Raw genomic sequence first — 3,607 nt, 5'->3', positions numbered from 1 at the left:
CCCGGGGGGTGGGGTTACCGGACACTGCCCCCGCGGCAGTCAACGGCCCGCCGGGCGCCCGCGCGGGGTGGACACGGGGCGGGGGGTGTGGCGGGGGTCGCGGCTGCGACCCCCGCTCTCGTCTGCCGGCACCGCTCTGCAGCCCCCCGCAGGGGTGACTACTGCCCTTGCACTCGCGTGGGCGACTTAAGAGCACCTGGCCCTCCGGTTCGGTGCGGCGGACCTCGCGCACGAAGCGACGCCGTCGGACCGCCCACACGGGGAGCTGCTCGCGGTTCGCCGCGCTCGCCTTGGACTCGCCTTGGGGCTGGTCCACTGCCGGATTTCGGGATATCGAGACGTGGGATCAACAGGCCGCCGCAGTACCGCTCCCGCCCTCTGCGCCGCGCAGCTCACCTGCGTCACCTCCTACGAGCTCGGGCGCCCCATGTCGGAGACGGGCTCCACCGCTCGCGGTGCGGGCTCGAGCGGGGCCCCACCTCATGGCCGTCAACGAGACCGTTATCGCGATGCTCCTCCCCAAGCCCGACCTCCGGCTGCAAGGGCGGCGCCCAGGCCGACACCGTGCTCACCGCGCCGCAGGATGGGATCCCGTTGTTGTTCGTCGAGATCGACAACTGCCACGAGACCGCCGAGGAGATCGCGGCAAAGCTGTTGAAGTACTCCAGGTTCTTCAAGCAGCAGGCCATGGACACCGACGGCAAGGACAAGCCGATGTGGCGCACCCGCTGGATGGCCCGCGTCGCGGAGCGTGGAGAGGTACCGCACCCGCCAGTCCTGTCTTCAACCACATCGGCGCCCGCCCAACCGCACCGTCCCGCGGCTGCAGGAGCTGACCCGGCTGCTGTGGGCGGGCGAGCCGGCCGACGGGTACAGCAGCTACGACCGCAAAATCCCGATCATCGCGACCGGCCTGCGCAACCTGCGCGCCCACAGACCCAACGGTCAGGTCTTCCTGCGCTTCGGCCGCACCCACATGCAGCCCCTCCGAGACGCGATCTGCAACCCCCGCCGGGACGCCGTCCTCGCCCGCCGACACAGCGGATGAAGGCACAACAGGCGGAGTAACAGGAGCAGCTGCGCCGCTCGGCCGAGCAGAAGAAGGCCGAGCGCGAGGCCGTCTGCCCTGCCTGCGCCGGCTGCGGGACGAAGTTCGACAACGACCGCTGAGAGAACACTCAGCTGTCCCTGGAGCTGGGCCACCGGTGGGCTCCGACGCTGTGCGAGGCGTGCGAGGTCAAGACCGTTGCGGCAACGGACCAGGCCGAGCGTGACCGCCTGGAGGCGGAGGCTGCCGAGACCGCCGAGACCGCCGAGACCGCCGAGACCGCCGAGACCGCCGAGACCGCCGAGAAGGCCCGCGGCTGGCGCTTCCGCTTCCGCCCTGGGCAAGCCCCCTGATGCCCAGGGCAAGCCTCCCAGCGACAGTGTGGACAAGTCTAAGAGGTCGGTTTTTAGATGGTTTGCGTCGCCACTGGTACCCCATTTCCTCACTGACGCCTCGTACTTCTTGCTTTCAAGGGCGCCCGCCTGGGCCCGAAAGGTGAGTCAGCGACTCTTGGAATGAATCGAGGACAACGTGGTGCAGCCTGGCCCAGATGTGTGTGCAGCAGCGGGAGTTCCACGACGAGGGGCAAGCGCGGGCGGTGGTGGAGGCCGCCAGCCCGGAGGCGGTCCGCGCTGCCCTGCGGGGCTCAGCTGGGCGGGGTGTGGACTGGATGGTGAAGGCCCTGAGGATGCCGCCGGCGGACTGCGGGTGACCGGGGCGGCAGCCTTCACGAGCCGTGTACAAAACCAGGCTCGGTTGGGCCCCACAGACGCTATCGGGCACCCAACCGCGCCGCCCCGTCACTCTCATTCACCGCGCAGAAACAGCGCGAAGTTGACCAGGCGTCCGTCGACAGAATCGACGCCTCCGTACGGGGTCGGGTCGGCAAGAGCGCGCAGCTGTGCGGGCGTGAATCCTGCCAGGGCATGGAACTCGCGGTTCATGTGTGCCTGGTCGTAGTAGCCGGACAGAGTCGCCCGATCAGCCAGCGAACGGCAGGCGTCGGACGGCAAGGTGAGCGCCCGTTGAAACCGTAGGACCCGACTGACAGATTGGAACGGCAGTCCGATCTGCTCGCGGAAGAGCACCTGCAAACGCCGATTTCCGAGGCCCGTGGCGGCAGCCAATTCTTTGGCAGATAAACGACCGTGGCAGGCACGCAGTCGGCTCCATGCCTCGGCAACCGCTGGCGACGGGGGCGCAGCGTCCACCATCCGTCGAGCCAGAGCATTCTCGATCACCTTCCAGCGCGCTTCCCAACCCGGAACCGCGATGAGCTGCTCGGTGAGGTTCTCTGACCATCCGGCGCCCAGTACCTCATCTGGGTGTATGTGGTCGTTGGCGAGGTGGTGCAGCGGCAATCCCAGGCACATGTACGCGCCGAGCGGGGTGAAATCCACCTCGACCGCCTCCGATATGCCCGGGTAGCCCCCCTTTACCGGCGATGTCTGCAGACCGGCGAGCATCGCGTGCCACGTCGTTCGCCTTGCCGGAACGCCCCGGGAGGCGTGGGACAGGTCCAAGGGGTCCCCCCAGCCCAGGATCAACGTCACCGTGGCCGCCGGAAGAGTAAGCCTGACCGGTCCTCGCTGTGTAGTGCGATGACCTCTGTACATCACAACCTGTGCCCGTAATCGCTCCGAGGCGCAACGCTCGACATGCTCGCCGCTGTTCGTTGACTCCATGGGCGTTTCAACCTCCGTCTGCGAATCCGTACCGTGCGCGCGTTAGCCGGTTCCCCTGAAGAGAGTGCGCCTTTATACAAGGCGACCGCCCTGGCTCCACCGCAATCTGGACACACGCCGCGCGGCGCCCGTCATCTCGACGCGGCACCCGCGCCGGATGCAACTGCGCAATGGCAACAGCAGCATCGCAAGCACAGTCCTGTCGCCGGCGAGGCGATGACCCAGAACGAGACCAGGGAGAACTGTGAACATCCGACACATCCTCACGGGCAGTGCCGTGATCGCCGTACTGGCGGTGCAGCCCATGGCTGCGAACGCCGCCCCCGCCGCATCGGCGGACCCGTCCGCGAGCGTTGCAGGGCTTGCCCTCAGCAACACCACCCAGGACACCGTGCCCCAGCGGCAGACAACCGCACCTCAGACTGCCGCGGACAACTGCGACTGGAAGCCCACCCGAGACGCCGGCAACGTGCAGGTCCTCAACACCAAGGAGATCCGGCTGAGGTATGGGCCGGCTTCGACCTGCGGCTTCATCGGGTGGAACGACATGGACTTGTACAAGCAGCTGTGGGTCGTGTGCAAGACCGTCAACAACGCGGGCAGCCTCTGGTACTACGTCGACCCGGCCCCGGGGGGGCTGGTCGAACGGCTGGATCTATTCCGGGAACGTCACCAAGCCAGGGTCGTCGGTTCCGAACTGCTGAAAATGGTCTGGAGGCCGCAGCTGTACCACCGGCAGCGTCAGAGGCGGCAGCCGTCTGCTGACCACCACGGGAAACGACGGGGCGACTGACGGGGTAACAGCTACCGAACGTACGAGAGCCGTTCCGGCGCAAGGGAAACCGCCGGGACGACTCTCGGTCGCCACGGGGGC

The 3,607-nt window shown here is 67.7% G+C and carries 3 protein-coding genes; 2 read left to right on the top strand and 1 reads right to left on the bottom strand.

Annotation, left to right across the window (positions count from 1 at the left end; translation table 11 throughout):
* The first annotated feature begins 751 nt into the window (after positions 1-751).
* Positions 752-1,048 carry a hypothetical protein gene (locus ACFXA3_RS38580; RefSeq protein ID WP_385195371.1) on the top strand — a complete coding sequence of 99 codons (297 nt, stop codon included), beginning with the start codon at positions 752-754 and terminating at the stop codon, positions 1,046-1,048.
* Positions 1,049-1,854: 806 nt separating this feature from the next.
* Here ACFXA3_RS38580 and ACFXA3_RS38575 read toward each other — a convergent pair.
* Positions 1,855-2,514: a helix-turn-helix domain-containing protein gene (locus ACFXA3_RS38575; RefSeq protein ID WP_385195368.1), complete on the bottom strand. Its 660-nt coding sequence runs from the start codon at positions 2,512-2,514 to the stop codon at positions 1,855-1,857.
* 463 nt (positions 2,515-2,977) lie between these two features.
* On the opposite strand from ACFXA3_RS38575, the gene ACFXA3_RS38570 reads away from it, so the two are divergent.
* Positions 2,978-3,526 carry a hypothetical protein gene (locus ACFXA3_RS38570; protein ID WP_385195366.1) on the top strand — a complete coding sequence of 183 codons (549 nt, stop codon included), beginning with the start codon at positions 2,978-2,980 and terminating at the stop codon, positions 3,524-3,526.
* Positions 3,527-3,607 lie beyond the last annotated feature (81 nt).

Origin of the sequence: Streptomyces sp. NPDC059456 (assembly GCF_042750055.1) — a bacterium.
Taxonomy (GTDB): domain Bacteria; phylum Actinomycetota; class Actinomycetes; order Streptomycetales; family Streptomycetaceae; genus Streptomyces.
The sequence above is the reverse complement of the archived record's forward strand: the minus strand, read 5'-3'. Positions and strand labels throughout refer to the sequence as shown.

What these genes read in the sequence shown, in the direction of transcription:
- ACFXA3_RS38575 (WP_385195368.1), bottom strand. Translation starts at nt 2,514, where the DNA reads ATGCTCGCCGGTCTGCAGACATCGCCGGTAAAGGGGGGCTACCCGGGC.